Annotated in this window: 24 protein-coding genes and 2 pseudogenes; 9 read left to right on the forward strand and 17 right to left on the reverse strand. The window is 69.9% G+C overall.

Going from position 1 to position 23,824, the window contains the following annotated elements; genetic code table 11:
• The first annotated feature begins 181 nt into the window (after positions 1-181).
• A pseudogene (locus AB0B35_RS28400) lies at positions 182-384 on the forward strand (cold-shock protein).
• Between the two features lie 518 nt (positions 385-902).
• Here AB0B35_RS28400 and AB0B35_RS28405 read toward each other — a convergent pair.
• The 10 genes from AB0B35_RS28405 to AB0B35_RS28450 form a co-directional block, all read right to left on the reverse strand.
• Positions 903-1,091, reverse strand: a complete 189-nt coding sequence (locus AB0B35_RS28405; RefSeq protein WP_361050783.1) for a hypothetical protein — start codon at positions 1,089-1,091, stop codon at positions 903-905.
• Positions 1,088-2,080, reverse strand: coding sequence for a hypothetical protein (locus AB0B35_RS28410; protein ID WP_361050786.1), 993 nt, complete (start codon positions 2,078-2,080; stop codon positions 1,088-1,090). Before AB0B35_RS28410 ends, AB0B35_RS28405 begins: the two co-directional genes overlap by 4 nt.
• On the reverse strand, positions 2,077-3,282 hold the full coding sequence (locus tag AB0B35_RS28415; RefSeq protein ID WP_361050788.1) for an MFS transporter: 1,206 nt from the start codon (positions 3,280-3,282) through the stop codon (positions 2,077-2,079). Before AB0B35_RS28415 ends, AB0B35_RS28410 begins: the two co-directional genes overlap by 4 nt.
• Entirely contained in the window at positions 3,282-5,045 is a 1,764-nt protein-coding gene (locus AB0B35_RS28420; RefSeq protein WP_361050791.1) for a discoidin domain-containing protein, read from the reverse strand. Before AB0B35_RS28420 ends, AB0B35_RS28415 begins: the two co-directional genes overlap by 1 nt.
• A 168-nt stretch (positions 5,046-5,213) precedes the next feature.
• On the reverse strand, positions 5,214-6,188 hold the full coding sequence (locus AB0B35_RS28425) for a BadF/BadG/BcrA/BcrD ATPase family protein (RefSeq protein WP_361050794.1): 975 nt from the start codon (positions 6,186-6,188) through the stop codon (positions 5,214-5,216).
• Positions 6,185-7,438, reverse strand: a complete 1,254-nt coding sequence (locus tag AB0B35_RS28430) for a 6-phospho-beta-glucosidase (protein ID WP_361050797.1) — start codon at positions 7,436-7,438, stop codon at positions 6,185-6,187. The genes AB0B35_RS28425 and AB0B35_RS28430 overlap by 4 nt, the downstream gene beginning before the upstream one ends.
• 7 nt (positions 7,439-7,445) lie before the next feature.
• Positions 7,446-8,288, reverse strand: coding sequence for a carbohydrate ABC transporter permease (locus AB0B35_RS28435; RefSeq protein ID WP_361050800.1), 843 nt, complete (start codon positions 8,286-8,288; stop codon positions 7,446-7,448).
• Positions 8,285-9,244, reverse strand: a complete 960-nt coding sequence (locus AB0B35_RS28440; protein WP_361050802.1) for a sugar ABC transporter permease — start codon at positions 9,242-9,244, stop codon at positions 8,285-8,287. The genes AB0B35_RS28435 and AB0B35_RS28440 overlap by 4 nt, the downstream gene beginning before the upstream one ends.
• Positions 9,245-9,249: 5 nt before the next feature.
• Positions 9,250-10,575 carry an ABC transporter substrate-binding protein gene (locus AB0B35_RS28445; protein ID WP_361050805.1) on the reverse strand — a complete coding sequence of 442 codons (1,326 nt, stop codon included), beginning with the start codon at positions 10,573-10,575 and terminating at the stop codon, positions 9,250-9,252.
• Positions 10,576-10,733: 158 nt separating this feature from the next.
• Positions 10,734-11,924 (reverse strand): ROK family transcriptional regulator, encoded by a 1,191-nt coding sequence (locus AB0B35_RS28450; protein ID WP_361050807.1) that lies wholly within the window; start codon positions 11,922-11,924, stop codon positions 10,734-10,736.
• A gap of 279 nt (positions 11,925-12,203) precedes the next feature.
• Between AB0B35_RS28450 and AB0B35_RS28455 the strand changes: the two genes are divergently transcribed.
• The 4 genes from AB0B35_RS28455 (at position 12,204) to AB0B35_RS28470 (ending at position 15,188) form a co-directional block, all read left to right on the forward strand.
• Positions 12,204-13,901 (forward strand): glycosyl hydrolase family 8, encoded by a 1,698-nt coding sequence (locus AB0B35_RS28455; protein WP_361050810.1) that lies wholly within the window; start codon positions 12,204-12,206, stop codon positions 13,899-13,901.
• An 85-nt stretch (positions 13,902-13,986) separates the two neighbouring features.
• On the forward strand, positions 13,987-14,214 hold the full coding sequence (locus AB0B35_RS28460; protein ID WP_361050813.1) for a hypothetical protein: 228 nt from the start codon (positions 13,987-13,989) through the stop codon (positions 14,212-14,214).
• Between the two features lie 20 nt (positions 14,215-14,234).
• On the forward strand, positions 14,235-14,468 hold the full coding sequence (locus AB0B35_RS28465; RefSeq protein ID WP_361050814.1) for a hypothetical protein: 234 nt from the start codon (positions 14,235-14,237) through the stop codon (positions 14,466-14,468).
• A gap of 240 nt (positions 14,469-14,708) precedes the next feature.
• Positions 14,709-15,188: a VOC family protein gene (locus AB0B35_RS28470; RefSeq protein ID WP_361050816.1), complete on the forward strand. Its 480-nt coding sequence runs from the start codon at positions 14,709-14,711 to the stop codon at positions 15,186-15,188.
• 132 nt (positions 15,189-15,320) lie between these two features.
• On the opposite strand, the gene AB0B35_RS28475 is transcribed toward AB0B35_RS28470, so the two are convergent.
• A complete protein-coding gene (locus tag AB0B35_RS28475; protein ID WP_361050819.1) occupies positions 15,321-16,091 on the reverse strand; it encodes a pirin family protein in 771 nt (256 codons plus the stop codon).
• Entirely contained in the window at positions 16,088-16,312 is a 225-nt protein-coding gene (locus AB0B35_RS28480) for a hypothetical protein (RefSeq protein WP_361050822.1), read from the reverse strand. The genes AB0B35_RS28475 and AB0B35_RS28480 overlap by 4 nt, the downstream gene beginning before the upstream one ends.
• Before the next feature lie 140 nt (positions 16,313-16,452).
• Between AB0B35_RS28480 and AB0B35_RS28485 the strand changes: the two genes are divergently transcribed.
• Entirely contained in the window at positions 16,453-16,941 is a 489-nt protein-coding gene (locus AB0B35_RS28485; protein ID WP_361050825.1) for a hypothetical protein, read from the forward strand.
• Between the two features lie 56 nt (positions 16,942-16,997).
• Positions 16,998-19,526, forward strand: coding sequence for an excinuclease ABC subunit UvrA (gene uvrA / locus AB0B35_RS28490; RefSeq protein ID WP_361050827.1), 2,529 nt, complete (start codon positions 16,998-17,000; stop codon positions 19,524-19,526).
• Between the two features lie 165 nt (positions 19,527-19,691).
• Here uvrA and AB0B35_RS28495 read toward each other — a convergent pair whose 3' ends face one another.
• The 3 genes and pseudogenes from AB0B35_RS28495 to AB0B35_RS28505 all read right to left on the reverse strand — a co-directional run bounded on the left by AB0B35_RS28495 (position 19,692) and on the right by AB0B35_RS28505 (position 21,808).
• Entirely contained in the window at positions 19,692-20,057 is a 366-nt protein-coding gene (locus tag AB0B35_RS28495) for a hypothetical protein (RefSeq protein WP_361050830.1), read from the reverse strand.
• A gap of 274 nt (positions 20,058-20,331) precedes the next feature.
• Positions 20,332-20,802 (reverse strand): annotated as a pseudogene (locus AB0B35_RS28500) (sensor domain-containing diguanylate cyclase); the annotation flags it as partial.
• A gap of 268 nt (positions 20,803-21,070) precedes the next feature.
• On the reverse strand, positions 21,071-21,808 hold the full coding sequence (locus AB0B35_RS28505) for a VIT family protein (protein ID WP_361050833.1): 738 nt from the start codon (positions 21,806-21,808) through the stop codon (positions 21,071-21,073).
• Positions 21,809-21,913: 105 nt separating this feature from the next.
• On the opposite strand from AB0B35_RS28505, the gene AB0B35_RS28510 reads away from it, so the two are divergent.
• Together AB0B35_RS28510 and AB0B35_RS28515 are read left to right on the forward strand one after the other, a co-directional pair.
• Complete coding sequence (locus tag AB0B35_RS28510; RefSeq protein ID WP_361050836.1) at positions 21,914-22,282, forward strand: hypothetical protein; 369 nt, start codon at positions 21,914-21,916, stop codon at positions 22,280-22,282.
• The gene (locus AB0B35_RS28515; RefSeq protein ID WP_361050839.1) at positions 22,279-22,824 is read left to right on the forward strand and encodes a hypothetical protein; all 546 of its coding nucleotides are present in this window, start codon (positions 22,279-22,281) and stop codon (positions 22,822-22,824) included. The genes AB0B35_RS28510 and AB0B35_RS28515 overlap by 4 nt, the downstream gene beginning before the upstream one ends.
• Before the next feature lie 95 nt (positions 22,825-22,919).
• Here the strand turns inward: AB0B35_RS28515 and AB0B35_RS28520 are convergent, their stop codons facing one another.
• On the reverse strand, positions 22,920-23,357 hold the full coding sequence (locus tag AB0B35_RS28520; RefSeq protein WP_361050841.1) for a CBS domain-containing protein: 438 nt from the start codon (positions 23,355-23,357) through the stop codon (positions 22,920-22,922).
• A complete protein-coding gene (locus tag AB0B35_RS28525; RefSeq protein ID WP_361050844.1) occupies positions 23,354-23,824 on the reverse strand; it encodes a universal stress protein in 471 nt (156 codons plus the stop codon). Before AB0B35_RS28525 ends, AB0B35_RS28520 begins: the two co-directional genes overlap by 4 nt.

The following is a 23,824-nucleotide window of genomic DNA, read 5'->3' on the forward strand; positions in this document are numbered from 1 at the left end:
CGGCAAATGCCGTGCTACGGTGAGTGAGTTGCAGTTTGATTTCCGTAGACGTTTCGGTGCCTGGTGGTCTGGCCAAGACCCATGCAGGCGCTTTCTCCTTTGTGTCGTTTCCCAAGCGGGTGATCAACGTGGCGGCGTGCGGCCGCGTCGTGCGGTCTGAACAGCCTGCGAGGGAGCAGACATGGTCACAGTTACCGTGACATGGTTCAACAGCAACAAGGGCTTTGGCTTCATCAGCCAGGACGGCGGCGGTGCGGACGTCTTCGCCCACTTGTCGGCCATCTCCGGCACGGCTTTCGCAACCTCGACGAAAACCAGCGCGTGCAGTTCGACATGACCCAGGGGCCGAAGGGCCCTCAGGCGTCGGACATCCGCTCGCTCTGATCCGCCGTCGGCAACGGCGGCCTGACAGGTTCAGCCGGCCGCCGTTCGGCGTATCATCCACCATTTGTTCGGGTTCGTTCTTACGTTGTCTCGTGGCTGCGGCCCGTGCCTTCTTTGCGACGTGCCGTTCGAGGAAGGCTTACATGACAGTGATCACCACGCCGCCGCGCCCAGCCGATGCCCGCCCGTCGACCGTCCCCGGCGGGTTCAGCCACGACCGGCACCCGGCTGCCGACGCTCCGCCTTCTCCAAACATGACCCCTGCCTCAGCCGACGGTCGCAGGGCACCGTTTCTTGCTCCGCCCACGACGGAACAGCGGCAGGCCGCGCCGCGATCATCCAACTGCGGTCAGGTGACGATGCATCGATTGCGCCACCCGTTCACTGTCGCAGCCGACTCGCCTCAGCGGGTGCAGCAACCAGACGAGCCACCGTCGCCATCCACGAGGCGGACCTCACCCCGCTAACCGACGCCGGGCGCACCGCCGCGGCCCCTGACGCGGCGCTGCTGCCCTGGCTCAGCGGCGCCACCTGACCCGTCCACCCGCATCGCCACGACCAGATGTGATCATCTGCTGCTGCTCGCGCAGCGCCAGCAGGGCCATGCCCGGCTCGACGCTGTGATCGGCGACGCGCACCTGACCCGCGGAGCGGAAGGCCGACCCGCCTACGACCTGGCCGTGGCCACCGAGCGGCTGGGCGGTCATGAGGTGGCGTTGACCGGCTGCCGCATCACGTCGAAGCCGCTGGGTGAAGACGCGGAGCCGATGAGCAGTCGAGGGCTACCGGAGCCGTCTGCGGGCACGGCCCAGATGTCCGAGCTGCCGGCTGCGCCCGGTTTCGCGTAGGCGACCAGCTCATCGGACAGCCATTGCACCTGGTCATCGACACTGGCAGTCTCCGCCAGCGGCGTCTCCCGCATCGTGGCCAGGTCCAGTACGTGCAGCCGCCACGGCCCGGCGGACGAAGGCGAGACCCGCTTCTTGAACGCCAGGCGTCTGCCGTCCGGTGAGAGCGAGGGACATTCCACATTGCCCCGCAACGACCGCGCCTCCCACTTACGGTAGTCGCCCTCGACCAGGTACGTTCGGCCCCGGGTGGAGACCGTCGCGTAGAAGCGGTTGTCGTCGGCGGCGAACGTGACGCCCCAGAAGTTCACGTCCGGGGCATGGTGACGCCTGCCGTCGAGGTAGAGCGGGATGGTCTCGATGTTGACGATCGGATAGCCGGTCCTGGTGTCCAGGATCCCGGTCCAGGTGGAGAAGCCGGTGGCGTTGTAAGTCTCGCCGGTCACGAAGACCGTCCAGGCAACCATTCTGCCGCTGGGTGAGACCCGGGCGCGGCTTGGGATGCCCGCGAGGTTGAGCCGGTTCGTCTCGCGCAGGCCGCTGTCGAGGATCAGCGCGCTCGTCCCGGGCAGGCCGCCGTGCACCTCGGCCACCAGGCAGACCGCGGTTCCGCCGGACGAGTGGAAACGTCGACAGTGCAGATCGCCGACGGTACGGGCCGCGCCCGGGTCGTCGGCCGGCACGGCCGCGACCCTGCTGGCTGCGTCGAGAAACAGCAGTTGCCCCGAGCGGCTGGTGTCCAGGGCCACACCGGCTGCCGGTGAGTCGACCGCGGCGGTCACGGCATAGGTGATCGCGACCGCAGCGAGCGTCACGGTAGCCGCCGCGAGGATGAGAGCACGTTTCACAGGATCACCTTCCGGGCGGTGAGCAGGGACAGCGCAAGGCCACCCGCCATCACGAGCAGGCCGGTCCGGGCGTCCCAGGCGGTCCAGAGCGCGCCGAAGACGACTGACGAACCGAGCCGGGCGAGCGCCTGCGCGGTCTGGAGCACGGCGATGCCGCTGGTGCGCAGGGCCTCGGACAGCAGCGGTCCGGCGGCCGCCATCAGGACGCCGTCGGTGGCCGCGTAGAAGGCGCCGTGCAGCACCAGGACCGTGATCAGCACAGCGGTGCCGGTCCCCATGCTCGCGAGCACGAGGTAGGCGGCGAGGAGGGCGAGGTGCCCGCCGAGGAACACCTTGGCCCGGCTGGTCCGGTCGGCCAGGCGTCCGAGCGGCACGGCGAGCAGCAGGAACACGGCGGCGGTGCCGAGTGGCAGCAGCGGGAACAGCCTGGGCGGCATGACGAGCTGCTTCTGCAGCAGCAGGTAGACGAAGAAGTCGCTGACCGTCACCAGGCTGAGCAGGACGGTGACGGCGCAGATCCGCCGGAACTCGCGCTCGCCGGCGATGGCGCGCAGGGCCGTCCCGATCCGCGGCGGGTCGGCCGGGACGCTGCTGCGCGGGTCGCGGACGTAGAGTGCGAGCAGCACCAGGCCCAGCGCCGCGACGCAGAAGGCCGTCACGAAGACGGCGTCGTAGGACCCGGCGGTCGCGGCGAGTATCCCGAACGCGGCGAGCGGGCCGAGCAACGCCCCGAAGGTGTCCATAGCCCGGTGCACACCGAATGCGTGCCCGAGCTGATCCGGCGGGGTGGACAGTGAGATCATCGCGTCCCGAGGGGCTGTGCGCATGCCCTTGCCGGTGCGGTCCGCGGCGATCACGGCGCCGAGGGCGCCCACGGAGGTGCCGGCCAGCAGCAGGCCGAGTTTGGCCAGGGCCGAGATGCCGTAGCCGCCGGCGGCGACGAGTTTGCGCCGGCGCCAGCGGTCGCCTGCGTGCGCGCCGGCGAGGCGCACCAGCGCGGTCACCCCGAAGTGGAGGCCGTCGAGCACGCCGACCTGCAGGGGGTTGAGCCCGAGTGCGAGGACGAGGTAGAGCGGCAGGACGGCGGTGACCATCTCGGCGGAGATGTCGGTGACCATGCTGACCATGCCGAGGGCGAGGACGTTCGCCGGGACGGAGCGCAGCAGCGCCCGTCCCGGCGCACGGTTGGCGGTGATGTACATCAGTGGCAGGCGTAGGTGGGGCTGGTGTCCTTGACCGCGCCGTCGGTCGCGATCAGTTGCGCGGAGAAGGTGCTGTCGGTGACCGTCAGCTTGATCACCCCGTACGTCCCGGACAGCCGTTTGAGGCTGTTGGGCTGGACGTTGACGATCGGGTAGGGCGGCGCGCCGGCCATGCCGCCGACCAGTTCGACGATGCCGTTGGGGTCGGCGCCGGCGTTGGGGTTCTGCGGGCCGAACCGTTCGTAGTGGTGGTCGTGGCCGTTGAGAACCAGGTCCGCGCGCGCGTTGTAGAGCAGCTGCCAGATCGGCCTGCTGACCGGGTCGTTGCCGTGGTCGCCGGAGCTGTACAGCGGGTGGTGCCAGGACGCGGCGATGCAGCCTTTGGTGTTCGCGGCGAGGTCGGCCTGGAGCCAGGAGATCTGCGCGGCGTCGTCGAAGCTGTTGGAGTTGAGGACGATGAAGTGCCAGTTGCCGTGGTCGAAGCTGTAGTAGTTCTTGCCCTGCGGGTAGGCGATCGCCCCGAAGTAGGACTTGTAGCCGGCGTATTCACCGGCCGGGTCGTAGGTCTCGTGGTTTCCCGGCGCGGGGCGGATCTTTGACTTGAACTTGCCCCAGGTCTTGTCGAAGTAGTTCTGGAAGTCCGACAGGCGGGCGTCGTCGTACTGGTTGTCGCCCATGGTGATGACGAATTCCGGGTTCATCGCCGTGACAAGTGCGGCGGTCTTCGGGTGCTGGCAGGAGTTGGAACTGGCGGTGCACTGGTCGGCGATGTCACCGGCGGCGGCGACGGTGAAGGTGGTTGCGCCCGGCGGGCTGGGCGACGGCGACGGCGAGTTGGAGGGCGCGGGCGAGGCGGTGGGCGAGGCGGTCGGCGCGGTGCCCAGTGTCAGCCTGTCCACGTTGGGGCCACCGGTGGCGGTGGTGGCCGTGGCACGTACGGTGTTGGCGCCGGCCTGCAGGGTCAGGTTGATCGTCTGGTCGGTCCAGGTGCTCCAGCTGCCGGTGGGGTTGAAGGCGAGCCCGGTCGCGACGGTGGTGCCGTTGACCGCGATGGCCATCGGTCGGGCCGCGGTGCTGCCGTTGGCGTAGCGGATGGTGCCCGGTCGGCTGCCGGCCGCGGCCGCGGTCACGGTCCATTCGATGTAGCCGCCGGCGATGTTGGTGTAGTCGACGAAGCCGGTCCCGGTGTATCCGGCGTGGTTGCTGAAGACCGCGGCCTGGGAGAGTGTGGCGTTCTCGGCCTGGTAGTCGGCGGCGCCGGGGTCCGGGGCGCCGTCCGGGCCGTAGACCTCCAGTTCCCACAGCGAGTAGCCGTACGACGTGCCGCGTGCGGTGCCGTACATGCGCAGGTACCGTCCGGTGGCGCTGAGGCCGGTGTGGTCGTCGGTGCCGCCGTCGGCGCCGGTCACGGTCTTGACGGCGGTCCAGGCGGTCCCGTCCGGCGAAGTCTCCAGCCGGTACGCCGACGCGTAGGCGTCCTCCCAGGTCAGCTTGACCCGGTTGATCGCGACGGACGAACCGAGGTCGATCCGGATCCACTGCGGATCCGCACCTTCGACGCTGGCCCAGCGGCTCGTGGCGTTGCCGTCGACGGCGTTGCCCGGACCGTACTGGCTGCTCTCGGTCGACGAGGAGGTGGCGGGCCGGTGGTGGGACAGGAGGACGTCGGCGGCGTCGGCCGGGTCGACGATCACGATCAGCGCCGTAGCCACCAGCATGGTGGCGGCCGCGGCGAGGGTGGGCAGCTTTGTTTTCCAGCGCACGGTGTCTCCAAGAGGTAGGAGAAGTCCACCGGCCGGGGCAGTTGTTCACTGAGCACGTCACTTCCGCAGGTGCAGCGGAGCCGCGCCAAGCCGCTTGCGAAGAGCATTGCAATGGCGTCGTTCGATGTCAAGAGATTGGGAAAACTGTTTGCCTTTTCTGTGATGCTGCTACCCGGCAGTCCTGAGCACGGACTTCGCGTCTGCCGTCGCGCCCAGGGCGTCGAGTCCGGCCAGGGCGGCGCCGACGACCGGGGCCTGCGCCGACACCACCACCTCGGCGCAGGGTAGGGCGGTCGGCACGCCCTCAAGGATCGCCTGGTGCAGCAGCGGATGCTGGGCGGCGAGCACGCCCCCGCCGAGCACGAGGGCCAGCGGCTCGTGGCGCATGCCGAGCCGCTCGGCGGCGACCCGGGCCAGGGAGAGCACCTCGGCTGCCTGTTTGGCGACGATTCGGCGGGCCACCTCGTCCCCGTCGGACGCGGCGGTGAACAGGACGGGGGTCAGTTCTGCGATGCGGGCTGCGTCGACTTCGCCGAGATGCACGGCGATGCCGAGGTCTTCGACCGTGGCCACTCGGAAGTGGTCGATGACCGCCTCGGTCAGCCGGGTGGCCAGACCGCGGCCGTCCTCACCCCGGGCCGCATGCCACAGGGCCAGGGAGGCCAGGTGGTGTCCGCCGCCCCAGTCTCCGGTGATCATCCCGAGGGCGGGGAAGCGGGCGGTCCGCCCGCCGGCGTCGCGGCCGACGCAGTTGATACCGGCTCCACACACGACCGCGATCGCGCGTTCGGCGTCGGTGCCGGCGCGCATCAGGGCGAAGGTGTCGTTGTCGACCCGGTTGTGGTCTGCCCATCCGGCCGCGGTCACCGCCTCGGTCAGGATCCGCACTTCCGTGGGCAGGTCGGCGCCGGCAAGGTAGACCTCGGCCCGGTCGAACACCGCCGCCGGGTGAAGGCCCGCGTGCTCTTTGGCCTGTGCGATGAGCCGGCCGAGCAGGCCGATGGCGTCGGGTACGCCGATCAGGTGCGGCGAGGACGCCGGTCCCCGTGCCCGCCCGAGCACGGTTCCGGCGCCGGTGGCGATGATGACGTCAGTCTTGGAGTTGCCGCCGTCGACCGCGACCACGGTCTTTTCGCTGATCACGCGGCCCACCTCAGGTGCGCGGTGTTCGCGGCGAGCAGCCGGTCGGTGAGGCTGTCGGCGAGGTCGTGCTGACCGACCAGCGGGTGTGCCAGCAGCGCCTGGTAGACGCGGTGGCGTCCACCGCTCACAGCGGCGTGCACGGCCAGTTCCTCGTATCCGCTGACGTGGGAGATGAGGCCGAACAGGTGGGGGCCGACGGGCCGGACCGGCAGCGGCGTCGCGCCGTCGGCGTCGACCCGGCTGCTGACCTCGATGACGGCGTCGTCGGGCAGGAACGGCAGGGTCCCGTCGTTGCGTACGTTGACCGGGTGGGTGGCGCCGTCGCCGCTGCGCAGCGAACCGATGAGCCCGACGGCCGCCTCGGAGTAGTAGGCGCCGCCGCGGTGGGCGAGCAGGTCGGGTTTGGTGTCCAGGGCAGGGTCGGCGTACATCGACAGCAGGGCGCCTTCCAGTTCGGCGACCGTTTCGCCGCGGGTCGGCGCGCCGCGGTCCTGTTCGACGACCTGGTCGTGGCGGTAGAAGTAACGCAGGTAGTACGAGGGCACCGCACCGAGTGTCGTGAGGATCGCCGGTGGCAGGTTCACCGCGTCGGCGATCCCGTCGAGATGCGTCGACAGCAGCTCCGGCAGCCGGTCGACGCCGTCGACGTGGACGCCGCGTTCCCAGGTCAGGTGGTTGAGGCCGACGTGGTCGAGGGTCACCTGCCCGGGTGCGACGCCGAGCAGCGCGGCGAAGCGGCGCTGGAAACCTATGGCGACGTTGCACAGGCCGACGGCGCGGTGGCCGGCGTCGAGCAGGGCGCGGGTGACGATACCGGTCGGGTTGGTGAAGTTGACGATCCATGCTCCGGGTGCGGCGCGGCGGCGCGCGCGTTCGGCGACGTCGAGCACGACGGGCACGGTGCGCAGGGCCTTGGCGAGACCGCCTGCTCCGGTGGTCTCCTGCCCGACACAGCCGCACTCGAGCGGGAACGTCTCGTCGCTGATCCGCGCACGCTGCCCGCCGACCCGCAGTTGGATGATGACGACGTCGGCGCCGGTCAGCCCGGCGTCGAGGTCGGTGGTCCAGGTGATCTGCCCGGGGTGTCCGTGGCGGCGGAAGATCCGCTGCGCGAACCCGCCGACGACGGGCAACCGGTCGGCGGCTGGGTCGATCAGCGCTATCTCGGTGACGGTCGCGTCGAGGCAGGCGAACCCGTCTATCAGCTCGGGGGTGTAGGTCGACCCTCCGCCGACCACGGCGATCCTCATGGTGGTGCTATCCCTTCACGCCGGTCAGTGTGACACCCTGGACGAATGCCTTCTGGGCGAAGAAGAACAGGACGATGACCGGGACCATGGTGAGCAGGGTCGCCGCGCTGACGAGGTGCCATTCGACGTGGTGCAGCGACCGGAACGAGGCCAGGCCCAGCGAGATGGTCCAGGCGTTCTGGTTCTCGCTGGTGTAGAGGAACGGGCCGTAGTAGTCGTTCCAGGCGTAGAAGAACTGGAACATGGCCGCGGCGGCGATGCCGGGCCTGGCCATGGGCAGGATGACGCGCAGCAGCGTGCGCCACTCGCCGCAGCCGTCGATGCGGGCGGCGTCGAGGTACTCGTCGGGGATGGTGACCAGGAACTGGCGCAGCAGGAAGATGGAGAACGCGTCGCCGGCCAGCATCGGCAGGATGAGCGGCCACAGTGAACCGGTCAGTCCGGTGTTGGCCCACATCATGTAGAGCGGGACCGTGGTGACCTGCGGCGGCAGCATCATCATGCAGATGATCAGGACCATCGTCGTGTTGCGGCCGCGCCACCGCAGCTTGGCCAGGGCGTACGCCGCGGGCACGCTGGACAGCAGCATGAACCCGGTGGCGAGGATCGCGTAGAGGAAGGTGTTGCCCATGAACCGCAGCAGCGGTGTCTTCCGGAACGCCTCGACGTAGTTCTCCGGGTGCCAGCTCTGCGGCCACATGTTCGCGGTCAGCGTCTGGTCGCTGGTCATGAACGAGGTGAGCAGCAGGAAGACGACCGGAGCGAGGAACATTCCCGCCAGCGCGATGCCGATCGCGTGGCGGGCGACGAAGCCGAGCATGTGGTGTCCGCGGCCGGTGGATCTGGTCATGAGTCGCCTCCGCTGAACGCCTTGAATCGCCGCAGCAGGATGATCGTGGCGGTCATGGACACCACGAACAGGATGACCGCCATGACGTTCGCGGCGCCGAACAGGTTGTTGCCGAATCCGATCGAGTACAGGCGCATCGGGTAGGTCAGCGTCGAGTTCTCGGGGTAGCCGAAGGTGCCGGCGATGCCGCTGCCCGAGGTGACCTGGCCGGAGGCGACGCTGCCGGCGACCGCGGCCTGGGTGAAGTAGTTGAGCGTGCCGATGACGCCCGTGATGGTGGCGAACAGCAGCACCGGCGAGATGGTGGGCAGGGTGACGTAGCGGAACCTGGCCCAGCGGCCCGCGCCGTCCAGTGACGCGGCCTCGTAGAGGGCCTGCGGCACGTCGAGCAGCGCCGCCACAAAAATGATCATCAGGTCGCCGACGCTCCACAGGGCGAGCAGGGTCAGCGACGCTTTGGCCCAGTCCGGGTCGTTGAACCAGCCCGGCCCTTCGACGCCGAGGGTCGCCAGCAGCGTGTTGACCGGGCCGGTACCCGGTTTGAGCAGCAGCACGAACGCGATGGTCGCGGTGACCGGCGGCGCGAGGGCGGGCAGGTAGTACAGCGTGCGGTAGATGCTGCGGGAGCGCTTCATCGCGTTGAGCAGCATGGCGGTGAGCAGCGCGCCGATGGTCCGGGCGGGGACCATCAGCAGCACGAATACCAGCGTGTTCTTCGCCGCGATCCGCACGGTGGGGTCGTCGAACAGCACGTACTCCCAGAAGTCCAGGCCGACCCAGACCGGTGGGTTGAACATGTCGAAGCGGGTGAAGGAGAAGTAGACGGCGGCGATCAGCGGGTAGATCAGAAAGATCGTGATGCCGATCAGCGCGGGCGCGATGAACGTGAAGGCGACGAGGTGGCGCGGGGAGCGCCGGTTACGGCCGGCGCTCCCCTGGCTGGCTGTGGTGGGCATCGCCGCTAGCCGGCCAGTTTGATCATCTTGTCGACGCGGACGTCGACGTCGGCCAGTCCGGCGGCCAGGTCCTTTTTCGTCCCGGACTGCCACCCCTGCAGGAACTCGGAGAAGGTCTCCTGGTAGCCGGGGCCGATCCCGCTCGGCGGGGTGGTGCCCGAGTTCGGGTTGGCGAAGATGTCGAGGAACACCTTGAACAAGGGGTCCGCAGACAGCCGCGGCGAGGTCAGCGCCGCGGTGGTGGTCGGCACGTTGCGGATGCCGTTGGACAGGTCCACGATGGTGTCGGTCTCGGTGGTCAGGAACTTGATCAGCGCCCAGGCCGCCTCCGGGTTGCGGGCGGTCCGTGAGACGCCGATGACGTTGCCCGTGATGTAGCCCGCGCCCGCGCGTTCGGCCTTGTTGACCGGCAGCGGGGCGACCCCGAACTCGACGCCGGGCGCCTGGTCCTTGAGGAACGCCATCCGCCACTCGCCGTCGACCGCCATCGCGATCTTGCCCTTGTGGAACGCGTTGTCGGCCGACCACTCGTCGCCCAGCGACGCGCGGAACTTCTCCAGCTTGTCGTAGCCGTACCAGTCGACGAGCTCCTTCTGCCAGGTGAGCAGCTCCTTCCAGGCCGGGTCCGTGCCGATCGCCGAGGTGCCGTCGTCGTTGAGCCACTTCGCGCCGACCATCGGCGCGAAGTGCGACGGGGAGTTCTCGTAGAACCCGAACAGGGGCAGGAATCCGGCCCGCTCGATGGTGCCGTCGGCCGAGCGCTTGGTGAGCTTCTTGGCCATCTCGGACAGTTCGGCGAGCGTCTTGGGAGCCTCGGTCAGCCCAGCCTCGGCGAACATCGCCTTGTTGAAGTAGAAGCCGTACGCGTCGGCCAGGAACGGCATCGCACACCGCTTGCCCCGGAACTCCGTGTAGGACCGGGCCACGGCCGCGATCGCGTTGAGGTCCACGCCGTCGCGCTGCAGGTACGGGTTGAGGTCGACCCACGCGCCGGCGGCGCAGAACTTGCCGACGATGTCGGTCGAGTAACTGATCGCCACGTCCGGACCGGTGCCGGCGCCGATCGCCGTGGTCACCTTGGCGTCGTCCTGGCCGCCCTTGACGGTCAGCGTGACCTTCGGATACTTCGCCTTGAACTTGGCCAGCGTCTCGTCGACGGCCTTGGCCTCACGGTCGGTGAAGAAGTGCCACAGTTCGACCGCGCCGGTGGGCTCGACGCCCGGGGTCGCGATCGGCTTCGGTGCCTCGGCCGGGGTGCACGCCGTGGCCAGTGCCAATGCCGCGGCCAGGCCGGCCACCAAGGTCGTACGCCGGTTCAGCAGACGTTGCATGAAGTGTTCCTCTCCGGAATCAGAAGTGCGGCGGTGCGGGATCACGGCACGACCAGCCCTTCGCCTGGTGCGGGAAGGCGGCCGGTCGGGCCACGTGGCGGCTGATCGGTGGTACTGATCGGAGGAGCAGTGCTGGGACACGCTGCGGCGGGTGCCGGTCAGGCGGCCCGCATCGCGGTGCGCTGGTTGTCGATCAGTGCTTCGCGCACCGCTCGCCATCCGGCGTCGAGCGCGCCGAGCAGGACGGCGTCTTCGGTGACCGCGGTGACGGCGATGGTGATGTCGAGCGGGGTCGTGCCGGGCAGCGCGGCGCGGACCCGCTGCGCGAGTGCCTCCCCGCCGGCCTGGGCGACCTCGCCGGCGAGGACGATCAGCGGCGGGTCGAGCACGCCGGCGACGGCGGCCAGGCCGAGCGCGACGCGGGCGGCCACCGCGTCGAGAAAACGACCGGCCCGCGGGTCGGCCGAGGCGACGGCCGTGGTGATCGCGGTGCCCGGAGTGGCGGCCGCGATGCCGTGCTCTGCCGCGAGGGCCACGACAGCGGGACCACCGATCAGGCTCTGCAGGTCGGCGGGCGGACGGACGGTTGGCAGCGACACCGGCACGTAGCCGATCTCGCCCGCGCCGCCTCGCGCGCCGCGCAGCAGCGTGCCGCCGAGGTCGATGGCCAGGCCGAGTCCGTCACCGAGCCAGAAGAGTGTGAAGCCGGCGCCCCCGGCAGCGACGCCGTGGGCGCGTTCGGCGATCGCCGCGAGGTTGACGTCGTTCTCGACCTCGACCACGGTGCCCAGCCGTGCCGCGATTCGTTCGACGAGACCGGGCCGGTCGAACCCGGGCACGTCGATGTAATGGATGACCCCGGTCGCCGCGTCGTATGAACCCGGCACCCCGAGCTGAACGTGGCGGACCGCGGCAGCCTGGACCCCGGCCTGCCCGACCACCCGGATCACCGTGTCACTGATCGCGTCGACGGGGTCGAGCGTCGTCAGGTCGATCGAGTCCTCGACCCGGGCGTGCACCACGCCCCCGGCGTCGATCACTGCCGCGACGAGTGACGGGCCCGGGATCTCGGAGACCTCCCTGATACAGACCGCGATCGCGAAGCCGGCCGTCGGATTCGCCGAGTAGATCTCGGCGTTCGGTCCCGGGCCGCCCGAGCTGCGCCCGACCACCATCGTCAGCCCCGCATCGGTGAGGCTGCGCAGCACGTCGGAGGTGGTCGGCTTGCTCAGCCCGGTCAGTTCCCGCAGCGCACCACGGGTGAGGGGGCCCCGGTCCAGCAGGTGGGCCAGGACAGCGCGCTCGTTCATGGCGCGCAGCAGCTTCGACGAACCGGCTGGTCGGGTCATCCGCCCTCGCTTGATGTCGAAGAAACATTAGGCAATCAGATTTACTAATGGCGGAGACTAGGGCGACGACCGCATGCCGTCAAGGGTCTCCGCTAATTGTTAGGCAATCTTCCTAACCGTCTTGTGTCACGGGCATCCCCTGGCATAAGTTCCCCCCGAGCCCGGGGCCCTGGGCCATCGCGACCGCCCGCCGGCGCCCGTCGTGCGGTCACATGTCCGCTCGTATCACCGCGTTCCGCAATTGCGGCACGCACCGCGACCCTCCACAGGAGACCCGCAATGATGCGTAGAACAGCCCGGCCCGGACGGGCCCGACCCCTGCTCACGGCCGCCGCCGTGGCCACCGCCGGCACTCTTCTCGGCGGGCTCGTCCTCGCCGCCTCCGCCCAGGCCGCCACCAACCTGGCCCTGGGCCGCACTACCGCCGTCTCCTCCACCGAGACGTCCACGCTCGGCGGCGCCCAGGCCGTCGACGGCTCGACCTCGACCCGCTGGGCCAGCGCCGAGGGCAGCGACCCGCAGTGGATCCGCGTCGACCTCGGCAGCGTCCAGCAGATCGGACAGGTGACCCTGCGCTGGGAGGCCGCCTACGGCAAGGCGTACCGGATCGAGGTCTCGCCCGACGCCGCCACCTGGACCACCATCTACTCGACCACCACCGGCAACGGCGCGGTAGACGACCTCACCGGGCTGAGCGGCAGCGGCCGCTACATCCGCATGTACGGCACCGCCCGCGGCACCGCGTACGGCTACTCGCTGTTCGAGTTCGAGGTGTACCCGCCGGGGGGCACCCCGTCGCCGAGCACCTCTCCCCCACCGCCCGGCGGCCCGGCGGTGCCGTTCGGCTCGCACACCAAGCCGTACGCGGCGGGAACGCTCAAGCTCACCGGCGCCGCGGCCACCCACGACCAGACGGTGATCAACTACTACAACACGTGGAAGAGCGCGTTCGTCAAGCAGAACTGCGGCAACGGCTGGTACGAGGTCTTCTCCCCGGACGCCGACCACCCCTACGTCGCCGAGGCGCAGGGCTACGGCATGGTCATCACCGCGCTGATGGCCGGTGCCGACCCCAACGCCAAGACGCAGTTCGACGGGCTGCTCAAGTACGTGCTGGCGCACCCGTCGGTCAACAACCCGAACCTGCACGCCGCCGAGCAGAACACCTCGTGCACCTCGGTCAACGGCTCCGACTCCGCCACCGACGGGGACCTGGAGATCGCGTACGCGCTGCTGCTGGCCGACAAGCAGTGGGGCAGCACGGGCACGTACAACTACAAGTCGCTGGCCACCACCCGGATCAACGCGATCAAGGCCAGCGAGATCAACGCGACCACGAAGCTGACCCTGCTCGGCGACTGGAGCAGCGCCGGCGACCAGTACTACTACATCAGCCGCACCTCGGACTGGATGCCCGGCCACTTCCGCGCCTACCGCAAGGCCACCGGCGACGCCGCCTGGGACACCATCCTGGCCAAGCACCAGTCGGTCACCGCGTCGCTGCAGAGCGGCTACGCCCCCAGCACCGGCCTGCTGCCCGACTTCGTCATCAACACCAACACCACCCCCAAGCCCGCCGCCGGGCAGGTGCTGGAGGACCCCAACGACGGCAAGTACTGGTGGAACGCCTGCCGCGACCCGTGGCGGATCGGCGCCGACGCGGTCACCAGCGGCGACGCGCAGTCGCTGGCGGCGGCCCGCAAGATGAACACCTGGATCAAGTCCAAGACCGCCGGCAACCCGTCCAACATCGCCGTCGGGTACGCACTCAACGGCACCGCGATCAGCTCGGGCTCCGAGGCGGCGTTCTTCGCACCGTTCGCGGTGGCCGCGATGACCGACCCGGGCAGCCAGGCCTGGCTCGACGCGCTGTGGACGAAGATCAAGGCCACCCCGCTGGACACGTCGGGCTACTACTCGGCCAGCCTGCAACTGCAGACGATGATCGTGGTCTCGGGCAACTTCTGGACCCCGTAACGCTGCCGATCACCGGCTGCGGGCGGCCTCCCCGGTCACGGGAGGCCGCCCGCGGGTCGCGAAAGCGTCCGGGTAGTGGGTGTCGGTGGGCAGTTCCCAGGCCCCGTCGCGCGAGTACACGCTGAACTCCCGCCGGCCGCCGGGCACGCCGACGGCGCCGGACAGCGACCGCCACCGGGCAGGTCGCCGCACCGGCCCAGCTCCCGACCAGCGGCCCACCGACGACAACTACGGCCGCTACGTACGCCTGGCCGCCGACTACCGCGACCGCGGCTACGCCGACGACGCCGCCGCGTTCGGGTTCGCCATCTAGGACCCGCTCCCAACGGATCCGTGTGGCCCCACGACACGGCCATCGCGGTCGCCGGCCTGCGCCGCTACGGCGAGCACGCGGCAGCCGACCGCATCGCCGACGGACTGCTGGCGGCCGCGCAGACAACCGGCGGCCGGCGGCCGGAGGTCATGTCCGGGCTGCCCCGCGACCAGGCGCCACGACCCATCCCGTACCCGCACTCATGCTCGCCTCAGTCCTGGGCGGCCGCCGCGCCACTGCTGCCGCAGCGTTGACGCCGTCGCGGCGTACGCTGCCGAGCTCCGTCAGGTCTTGACCAATCTGAACGACACCGCGTCGTCTGAATGACAGCGAATGCACCTAAGAGACTGATTCACAGGATAATGTCTGGGACCGAGCCACTCGACGGCACCCGCAGTCGGACATTCAGCCGGCAGGACGCCATGCCCAGGCAACGCTGAGACACGCCCAGTTGGACCCGATGCCCTGCAGCGCCGCCAAGGTGGAGCAACTTCATGACAGAACCCGCGCCCCACATCGACATCGCCGACCTTCCCGCACCCACCGAAGGCATGGTGATGACCTTGTTCATCACCGTCCGCGAGGTCGCACAATCCCGTGACTTCTACTCGCGCGTCTTAGGCGGCACGGTGGTCCTGGACGAGAACCCGTGCATCGTCAAGCTGGCCAATTCATGGATCATCATGAACCCAGGCGGGCCGCCCACACCCGACAAGCCCGGTATCTCACTGGTCGACTATCAGCCCGGCGACACCACGTCGATCTTCCTAAACCTGCGAGTCGGCGACATTCAAGCCCGCTATGAGGAGTGGAAAGCCAAGGGCGCCGAGTTCGTCACACCGCCGATCGACCGCGGCGCTGAGATCCGCTGCTACCTGCGGGACCCGGACGGATACCTCATCGAGGTCGGCCAGTCCACCGGACTGCTGCACGGCAAGCTCGCCGCCAAGCGCCCAGAAGATCTCCCCGGCTGAGCAGGCCACCGCGGAGGCGTATACGTCTTCGATCGGGGTGTCACCCGCACGTCGCCCCGCTGCGGCCGCCGAAGCCGGAGCGCGCCGCCACTCCCCTGTCGTACGCGGCCATTGCATTAGGTCATGTGGACGTCAGTCCAGCTGGAGCGCTGCGTGCATCTCCCAGATCAGGACCTCGGCATCGTCGATGCCGGTGATCTGCTGGCCGCCGGTGGCGGTCATCCGGACCGCATCGCCCCGGTCCAGCCGCCCGCTGCCTTCCAGTTCCACGGCGCCTCGGGCGACGAACAGGTGCACGAACGGCGCCGCGGGGCACTGCACGGTCTGCCCGGGGGCCAGACGGGCGGCAAGCAGGGCCGCGTGACGGTTCCTGATGCGGATGGCCGTGTCGTCACGGTGCCTGTCCATGCCGGAGGCCACCGGCACCAGGCCCGCACGGAGTCGTTCGTCGGACAGTTCGTGCTGCTCGTAGCCGGGGCTCACCCCTGGTTCGTCGGGCACCACCCACATCTGGATGAAGTGCACCGGCTCGGTGTGCGGCGCGGTATGGTCCAGCCGCCAGGAGTCGTTCTTCTCCGAGTGCAGGATGCCGGTGCCGGCGCTCATCCGCTGGGCCAGGCCGGGGTAGATGACGCCGGAATGGCCGGTGGAGTCCTGGTGTACGAGCGATCCGGCCAGCACCCAGGTGACGATCTCCATGTCCTCGTGTGGATGGGTCTCGAAGCCGGTGCCGGCGCGGACCTTGTCGTCGTTGCTGACCAGGAGCAGGCCATGGTGGGTGTTCTGCGGGTCGTAGTGCCGGGAGAAGGAGAAGCTGTGCCTTGAGTCGAGCCAGCCCAGGCGGGTCCAGAACCGGTCGGCGGCCCGGCGTATGTCCAGCGAGGGCGTGAGAGTGACGGTCATCGCACGCTCCCAGCCGTTTCGACTTCGGCCGCGGCGATCCGGCAGGAGCCGGCCAGTGGGTCGGTGTCCATAGCCAGCTGTGCCACCTCGCTGGCCAGGTGCAGTTCGGCGCAGTACTGCTCGGAGATCTCCGCGCAGACAGACGCCACCTGCTCGGCGAGTGGATTGCCCAGGTCGATGGCGCTCAGCGCCATGATCATCCGGTATCGCAAGTCGGTCACGGGAACCTCCGTGTCAGTGGCGTCCCCAGACCGAACATAGAGGACAAATCAGCCACAGGGTATCCGGTACCGAGCGCCTCCGTCAGCCGAAGCGGATGTCGCCGATGCCGATGGGGCTCGACCGCCGATCCCCTCGCCAGGTGACCGGCCAGCGCCCGATGGAGTTCCTGGCCGAGGCCGATGTCGTGTTGATCGGTAGCGCAGTGAAGACCCGCGACGTGGTCGCCGACGACCGGCTGCTGTCCATGCTGCCACTGGACCCGTCGCGGCAGCTGATCGGTTCCCGATGCTCCCGCGCGCTGGTGCTGGCCCGTCTCGGCCTGCTGGATTCGGGATCGCATCAGAGGTCCCTGCGTATGGATGTCCGCCGTCGCGGATCAAGGTCCCCATCGCCCGAAAGGGTGTCGTACCGTCCCAGCGGCTCGGCCAGCACCGCTGAATCTCCGAAACATGTCCGAATGCGCCGCAATCTGTTCGATCGCCAGGCCGAACTCTTCGCGCGCATCCAGCCCGACCGACCAACCAACTGGCATTCGACTGATGTAGCGCTGCCGCCGATGCAGTTCAAGTCCGCCGGCGCGGGTATCTCGGTTACATGTTTGAAGGATTCGTTGACCAGCGGTTTTTGAGGGCCATCCAGTGCAGACCGGTGAACTCGGGGCGGGCTTCGCGGTACCCTCGTAGCGTGCCCAGAACGCGGCCGCCGACCCATGATCAGTTCGTCCGGGTCCGTGGCGCTCGGGTGCACAACCTGCGCGACGTCGACGTGGACCTGCCGCGCGACGCTCTGGTCGCCTTCACCGGCATCTCCGGCTCGGGCAAGTCCTCACTGGCGTTCGCGACCATCTACGCCGAGGCCCAGCGGCGCTACTTCGAGTCGGTCGCCCCGTACGCGCGCCGGCTGCTGAACCAGCTGCCGGCGCCGCAGCTCAAAGAGATCACCGGGCTGCCGCCCGCGGTGGCGCTGCAGCAGCGCCGCGGCTCGGGCGGAGCCCGCTCGACGGTGGGCACGCTGACCACGCTGTCGAACCTGCTGCGGCTGCTGCTGTCGCGCGCGGGCACCTATCCGCCCGGCACCGAGCAGCGGCTGGAGGCCGAGGCGTTCTCCCCGAACACCGCCGCGGGCGCGTGCCCGACCTGCCACGGCCTGGGCCGCACCCACGTGGTCTCCGAACCGCTCATGGTGCCCGACCCGAGGCTCAGCATCCGCGAGGGCGCGGTCGCGGCCTGGCCGGGCGCGTGGCAGAGCGTCAACCTGCGCGACATCCTCGTCGCGCTCGGCGTCGACGTGGACCGGCCCTGGCACCGGCTGCCCAAAACGCAGCGGGACTGGATCCTCTACACCGACGAACAGCCGGTCGTCGAGGTGCACCCGCACCGCGACCGGGGCGAGGCCGTGTACAACGGCCAGTTCTGGAGCGCCCGGTCGCACATCATGCACACGCTGGCCAACTCCAAGAGCGAACGCAACCGCGAACGCGCCCTGCGCTACGTGACGATCGGACCGTGCCCCACCTGCGACGGGACCGGGCTGCGGCCCGAGGCGCTGGCGGTCACCTTCGCCGGGCGCACCATCGCCGACCTGGTCGCGCTGCCGCTGTCGGCGCTGGCCGAGGTGCTGCGGCCCACCGCGACCCTGGCCGATCCGGAGCCCGCGTGGGAGTCGTCGCTGTCCGGAGAGCGCACCGAGGTCGCCCGCACACTCGCCGCCGACCTGACCGAACGCATCGGCGTACTCGTCGACCTGGGACTCGGCTACCTTCAGCTCAACCGGCCCGCGCCGACGCTGTCACCGGGTGAGGCACAGCGGCTGCGGATCGCAACCCAGCTCCGATCGGGACTGTTCGGCGTCGTGTACGTGCTCGACGAGCCGTCCGCCGGACTGCACCCCGCCGACGCCGAGCCGCTCCTGCAGGTCCTGGACCACCTGCGTGCCGCGGGCAACTCGGTCTTCGTGGTGGAGCACGACATGGACGTGGTACGCCGTGCCGACTGGCTCGTCGACGTCGGCCCCGGTGCGGGCGAGGCCGGCGGGCGGATCGTCTACAGCGGACCGGTCACCGGCCTGCGCGACGCTGCGGACTCAGCGACCCGGCCGTACCTGTTCCCCGGCCGGGCCCGCCCGCCCCGGCGAGAACCCCGGCGGCCCACGGGCTGGCTGCGGCTGCGCGGCGTCAACCGGCACAACCTGCGCGACCTGGACGCAGACCTGCCACTGGGCACGCTCACCGCGGTGACCGGGGTGTCCGGGTCCGGCAAGTCGACACTGGTGACGCAGGTGGTGGCCGAGGTCGTCGCCCGCCACCTCGGCGTCGCGGCAGCCGAACCCGACGACACCGCCGAGGCGCAGTTCGGCCTCGCACCGGTCGACGACACCGACGTGCTCGCCGCCGACGTGCGCGGCCTGGAGCACTTCGACCGCCTCGTCCGCGTCGACCAGAAGCCGATCGGCCGCACCCCCCGGTCGAACCTGGCCACCTACACCGGCATGTTCGACGCCGTGCGGAAGGTCTTCGCCAACACCGAGCAGGCGCGCGCCCGCGGCTACGGCCCCGGCCGGTTCTCGTTCAACGTGCCCGCCGGGCGCTGCCCGACATGCCAGGGCGAAGGCTTCGTCACCGTCGAGCTGATCTTCCTGCCCGGCACCTACGCGACCTGCCCCGACTGCCACGGCGCGCGCTACGATCCCGAGACGCTGGAGATCACCTACCGCGGCGCGACCATCGCCGACGTGCTCGCCATGACCGTCGAGCAGGCCGGCCACTTCCTGCGCGACGTGCCCGCCGCTGCCCGCAGCCTGGGCACCCTGCGCGAGGTCGGCCTCGGCTACCTGCGGCTCGGCCAGCCCGCCACCGAGCTGTCCGGCGGTGAGGCGCAGCGCATCAAACTCGCCACCGAACTGCAGCGCGCCCACCGCGGCCACACCCTCTACCTACTCGACGAGCCGACCACCGGCCTGCACCCCGCCGACGTCGAGCTGCTCATGGGGCAGCTCCAGGACCTGGTCGAGGCCGGAAACACGGTGATCGTCGTGGAGCACGAGATGGGCGTGGTCGCGACCGCCGACTGGGTCGTCGATCTGGGGCCGGGCGGCGGCGACGCGGGCGGCCGGATCGTCGCGGCGGGCACCCCGGCACAGGTCGCCGCAGCCGACGGGCACACCGCCCGCTACCTGGCCCCCAGGGTGAGGCCCGGCGGACGGCGGTCGCCGTAGCCAAGCAGTCGCGTACGCCCGAGCAGGGCGCTGACTGACGCACCGTCATCGCCGCGGTCACGATCGGCGTGTTCGCCATGGCCGCCAGCATCGGCGTGAGCCGGACCATGGCGTTCCGGAACCCGCTGTACCTGGTGCTCGGTGTCGCGGTAACGCGGAGCCGGGTCAATCCTCGGCCGTCCGCCGCAGCGACCAGCGATTGAGGGCCAAGGCTCCGATCAGAGCCAGGACCACGAACGCGTCCACGCCGAGCTCGACCAGCCGGGTCCACGCCTCCCCCGGGCTCTCCACGACGGCGAGCCGGATCACGATCGACAGGATGTGCCGGACCACGGCGATCACACCGTCGAGGAGGAACGGCTCCAGCATGAACCGGGCGCCGCGCAAGCTGGCCAGCACCGTGGCAAAGACCTCCATGATGATCAATACCAGGAGCAGCTCCTCCACGACGAGGATGAGCCGCGCCGGCAGCGCGAGGCCGCTGCGTACGGCGGCGACGACGGTGACGGCCAGGACGAGCACGACGACCACCAGCAGTAGGCACGCGGTGAGGTACAGCAGCGCGTACTCGATCGTGGAGAGGACGCGCAGCGCGGGCGGCTCCGGCCGCGGGTCGCTGCCGGCGTCCCGACCGGACAGCTTCGCACCGGACTCCGTCTGGTCCGGAAGATTCGTTCCGTCCGCTATATGGCTTCCATCACCAGAGCTGCTAGGTCCCCGTCACCATACCGAGCCCACGGGTCCGCCGGACGAAGTTCCGGACACGAGTGCCGTGACCGCGCCACGGCGACGGTGGCTGCGTCGGTCAGGAGAGCTCGGCTGCCCGGGCCGACGGTGGCGTCCAATGGGCGGTGTGGTCGATGACGTGCATACCCGCTCCGGCGGGATCGCGCTTGGCCCGGTACGTGGCGAGGTCCGCGTCGTGCAGTAGTCCGTCGAACTGATCGACGGAGCCGACTGCGACACCGATGCTCGCGCGGGTGGACACCTGGCGCCCCTCGATCATCACCGGTGCCGAGAGCGCTTCGAGGATGCGCCCGGCGGTGGCGGCGGCACCGGCTGTAGTGGTGCCGGTCAGCACGACCACGAACTCGTCACCGCCGGCCGGGCGCTCGTCACCGCCGAGCCGGGCGACGGTGTCGGTCGGGCGGAGGCATTGGCGCAGGCGGTCGGCTACGACGACGAGCAGGACCTCGGCTACCGGCCGGCCCACGGCCTGCGCGGGTGGCACCCCGAGCAGGTCCTGCAGCGCCGGGCTGGCGTAAAGGACCGTGCCGTGGGCGTCGACTCAGCAGCGTGAGGTCGGAGGCGTGCTGGACCAGGGACCGGAATCGTTGCTCGTGGTGGCGTAGCTCGGGCAGGAGGCACGCATAGGCGTACGGACCGAAGCCGCAGGGGCCGAGGTGACGGACGTGCGTTTTGTCGCCGGGGAAGCGTACGAGGTCATGGTCCGGGGCCACACCATGCGGGTCGACCAGCCCGCGGCCTCCGGCGGCGACGATTCTGCCCGACTCCGGCGGAGCTGCTCGTGGGTTCGGCGCGTTTCATGCTACGGCGACGCCCACCAGTTGGCCGATGCCGAATGTGACAGCCATGGCGAGAGCACCCCCCGCCACTAGCCTCACCACAGCCCGGGTGACGCCGGCGGTGCCCAGGTGGGCGCTGACCGCGCCGGTCAGCGCCAGCGCCAGCAGCACGACGACGAAGGTGATCGGCACGCGTGTCGAGGCGGGCGAGAGCATGATCGCTGCCAGCGGCAGCAGGGAGCCGAGGGTGAACGCCAGTGCCGACGCCCCGGCAGCGTGCCACGGATTGGTCAGCGCGTGCGGGTCGATGCCGAGTTCGGCGTCGGCGTGTGCGGCGAATGCGTCATTGGCGGTCAGCTCGATGGCGACCTGGCGCGCGGTGGCCTCCGACAGCCCTTTGTTCCGGTATATCCCTGCTAGTTCGTCGAGTTCCGTCTGCGGGAACCGATCCAACTCGTCCCGTTCCTTGCGCAGCAGTGCACGTTCGGTGTCGCGTTGACTGCTGACCGAGACGTACTCGCCAAGTGCCATGGACACCGCACCGGCCGCCAGGCCTGCCACACCGGCGGTGAAGATCGCCGGGGCCGCGCTGGTCGCCCCGGCGACGCCGACCACGAGGCCGGCTGTCGACACGATGCCGTCGTTGGCGCCGAGCACACCGGCGCGCAACCAGTTGAGCCTACCGGCCAGGCCTGTGCGGTGCGGTTCACCCGGATGCATGGCATCGGGTGTCTGCTCAGCGCCGGGACCGTTCATCACCATCACAGTAGCCGCGCCACCGCCGGCACCCACAGCATCGTCCTACGCTCGCCGGCGTTAACAGCTTGGGATCAAACCATCACTGTGAGATGAGGATGCGCTGTGACGAGAACCGTAACCCTCTTCGGCGTGGCCGCGCTGGCGGCTGGGGTGTTGCTGTCCGGGTGCACCGGCACCGACACCGGAACATCCGGCGCCGCTGCCGCCACATCCGCCGTCGCCGCCGCGCCTGCAACGCCGGCAGCTACGACCGCCGCGAAGATCTCCGCGAACACCGCGTCCGAGTCGGAGATCGCCGCCGCGCTGCGCGCGGCCGGGGTCACCAGCCCCGAGCGGTGGGCCGAGGAGGTCGTCGAGTACCGCCCGTACGAGGTCGACGACACGGCCCTGAGCCGGCTGCGGCAGAAACTCGCCAAATACAACCCCGGTGAGGAAACCATGAACAAGATCCTGGCTGCGCTGCGGCCGTGACGGTCCTCGACCGCATCCGCGCCACCGACACCGCCACCAATCTGCGAGCAGGCGTGCTCGTCCTGGCCGCAGTCGCGATGACCGGCACGGCGGTCGAACTGGCCACGGAGCGACACTGGAACGGAGCGGTGCAACTGGTGCCGTGGTTCGCGCTGGCCGCACTCGCCGCAGCGTGGGTGCTGACGGCGTGGCGGCCTCGGCGCGTATCGCTGAGCGCTGCGCGTGTCCTGGCCGCTGTCGTACTGCTCGCCTCGTTGTACGGCATCTGGGAGCACCTCGAGTCCAACCTGAACGCGGGATGGCTCGACGCGGTCTACTCCGCCGGCTGGGAGTCGCTTGGCGCCGGCACCCGCTGGTGGTACGCGATCACCAAGACCGTTGGCGCCGCACCGCCGCTGGCACCGGGCATCCTCGCCCAAGCAGCGCTCCTGGTCCTGTTGTCGACCTGGCGGCATCCCGCCATGACAGAGCCCGACCGGTTCCCGCAGACGGCCAACGGGTCAGACCGCCCAGGTGGTCTGCTCGACCGTCCTCGGCGCTAGTTCGGTGTCGACATCCACAACGACGTTGCCCTCACACAGGAGGCATGGCTGTCCGAGACAAGCAGCTCTGACGCGGCAGCGACTGCGCCGTACGGCTAGCCGGCCAGCAGTCTTATCAGATCACTGCTGGTGAACACACCTACCGGTGTGCCGCTGCCGTCGACGACCGCGACCGCGTCGCTGTGACAGGCGTGCATCACACGAGCGGCGTCACGGACTCGCGCGTCGGCATCGACGGTCGCACTGTCATGGTCGAGCACGGCCCCGACAGTGACCGTGGCGAGGCCGGCGGGATCCGCTGACCAGGCAGCCGCGACCGACCTCGCAGCCAGTACGCCGAGGCACCGGCCGACTGTGTCGACGACCGCGAGGTGACGCACACCGGCGTGCAGCATCGTGGCCATGGCCCGGTCGAGGCTGACATCGGCACCGGCGGAGACCACTGGGCGGCTCATCACCTGTGAGATCGGCCGGCGGGCCCACTGCGGCGTCGGATCGTCGCCACGTACCGGCGCCGCGAAGATCGCCTTCATCGCGACGCCCCCTCGGTCGCCGCCGGGACCGCGTCGGCGGCCGGCCGCGGCGGGCCGGGCACCGGGATGACCACCACCGGACACGGTGCGTTGGCGATGCACGCCTCGCTGACCGAACCGAGGATGGTGTGGTGGACACGGCTATGACCGTGGCTACCCAGCACGAGCAGGTCCGCGGTCCGCGCCGCAGCGACGAGGACGTCGGCGGGCCGACCCTCGACGACCTCCGCGGCCACGCTCACCCCGTGACGGACGGGCTGGGCCCGCACCTCCCGGTCAAGGGTCAGCTGCGCCGACTCCTGGCAGGCCCGCGCGTCCGCCAAAGGCGTGCTGGGATCGCCCCACCACCAGGACAGCACCGCCTGCACGGCGGCGCCGCTGGCAGCCGCCTGCTCCAGCGCCCACGCGAGTGCGCGCCGGCCGCCCTGCGAGCCGTCGACTCCGACGACGATCTGCCGCACAGCCAT

The sequence above is a fragment of the Catellatospora sp. NPDC049133 genome (genome assembly GCF_040648455.1).
In the GTDB taxonomy this organism is placed as follows: Bacteria; Actinomycetota; Actinomycetes; order Mycobacteriales; family Micromonosporaceae; genus Catellatospora; species Catellatospora aurea.